This window comes from Acetobacter tropicalis, assembly GCF_001580915.1.
Lineage (GTDB): Bacteria > Pseudomonadota > Alphaproteobacteria > Acetobacterales > Acetobacteraceae > Acetobacter > Acetobacter tropicalis.
In genome coordinates this window covers 1-2,056 of record NZ_LHZQ01000080.1, presented here as the reverse complement: position 1 = coordinate 2,056, position 2,056 = coordinate 1, and the positions used below count along the sequence as shown (strand labels likewise).

The following is a 2,056-nucleotide window of genomic DNA, read 5'->3' as shown; positions in this document are numbered from 1 at the left end:
GCTTATGCCTCTCATCTAAAAAAACAACTGTAGTGCTAGCCAATAGAAACATTGGCTAGGCTGTTCCTTACCATAAATATACTGTAAAAAGCGGACCAACAGACTTTCCTCGCATGTTCTACAAACCTGCCTGGAGAGTTTGATAACGGAAGAGAAAAATTAAAGAGGGTTGTTCAGATGCTTGAAGCAGTTCGTCTAGTTATTTGGGATCTCGACGAAACATTTTGGCGTGGAACAATCGTCGAAGGCGGTGTCGATGAAACATCTCATTATGGAGCCATTGTAAAAGAACTAGCCCGACGTGGCATTATGAACTCTATATGTTCAAAGAATGATTTTGAAAAAGCAAAAGCCTTATTAGAAAAATTAGGCATTTGGGAGTATTTTATTTTCCCAAGTATTTCTTGGGATCCCAAAGGGGCCCGGATACAGAAAATAATAGAGTCCGTAAAACTTCGACCCGCATCAATTATGTTTATTGACGACAATCCGATGAATCTAAATGAAGCAAAAACCTTAATTCCAGAGCTCCAAATATCTGATGAAAATTTTATAGAAAAAATACTTTCTGATGAACGATTTGTTGGGAAAAATGACTCTGAATTTAAACGTTTGAACGACTATAAACTTTTGGAAAAAAAGCAAGGTGCGATTCTAAATAGTAAAGGGGACACAGAAGATTTTTTACGCAAAAGCAACATAACTGTAGAAATTGACTATAATGTTGAAGAAAATATAGACCGTGTTATTGAACTTATAAACAGAACCAATCAGTTAAACTTTATTAAAAAACGCTTACCTGAAAACAAAGAAGACGCCAGAAAAGTAATTCTTGAAGAGCTCTCCCATCCAGACCGTCACGCAGGTCTTGTCCATGTTCGCGACAAATATGGTGATTACGGCTATGTAGGTTTCTTTCTGCAAGCACGTGGAGCGGGCTATAATCGACTGGACTATTTTTGCTTTTCATGCAGAACTTTAGGCATGTTTGTTGAACTATGGTTATATCGTCAGTTAGGCAGTCCTTCCCTTACCATTTCTGGTGAAGTCTTAACCGATCTATATGATGAAAACAAAAAAATCGACTGGATTTCTCGATGGAATCCCAACTTGCACACAAATGAAATACCTATTGCATCCTCCCAGACCATTCTTTTATGCGGTGGGTGCGATCTCGATAGTGTTGCTCACTATGTACATCATAATTATAAGAAAACTGTTTTACACCTTAACACTGCTCGCGAAAGCTCAGAAATTCGCCGAGATCATTCCTCTCTCGTGCGTAGAGTTTTTAATGGCATGACAGACGATGATTTCCTTTTTTTACAACAATTAGGGTATGAATCATCCGATTTTCAGATCAATATCCCCCCTAAAGATATAGATGTTGCTGTATTTAGTTTTTGGACTGATATGTTCTATAGCTTATATGAAGTTGTAGGACGTGGTTACGAAATGCCTTTATCCCCTACCAATCTAGGCCATGCAAATATTGAAGATTTTTACGAAACAGAAATCTGGGCACGTGGCGCTACAGAAGTTTGTGTTCGCAATTTCCGTTTTGCTAAAGCCAATTTAAAATATAAAGGAAAATCGAATGAAAAAACATTTAAAGAAAATGTACATTCTATTATCAAACAGTTCCCCACTTCCACAAAAATATTCCTTTTAAGCGCTCTAGAAAATATTCCTGAGGAATTTTCTTGGACAAAAGGTCAACATAATCTTTTTAATTCTTGGCAAAATGATATTATTGAAAATTATGAGAATGTAAAAATTATAAAAGTAGATGATTTTTTAGAAAATCCAGAAGATGCAATCACTTCAACACATTTTACCCGGAATTTCTATAGAAGGCTTGGTGAATATTTACGGAATATATCAAAATTACAAGTAATATAGCCCTTAAATTACTTGCGTGACGTCTCTCATTAGCACTACTGTGGCAGAAAATTCGGAATAAAGATTCCCAACAGATGGAGGGATCGAAGAACCATTGGTTGATGCGCTTGGCTCGTGATTTCAGGGTTGTGGCGTGCTGATTGAAGGTTCCCGG

Annotated in this window: 1 protein-coding gene; it reads left to right on the top strand. The window is 37.0% G+C overall.

What is annotated here, in order from left to right; all coding sequences use genetic code 11:
* The first annotated feature begins 177 nt into the window (after positions 1-177).
* Positions 178-1,902, top strand: a complete 1,725-nt coding sequence (locus AD944_RS00550) for an HAD-IIIC family phosphatase (protein WP_052427074.1) — start codon at positions 178-180, stop codon at positions 1,900-1,902.
* Positions 1,903-2,056: the final 154 nt, after the last annotated feature.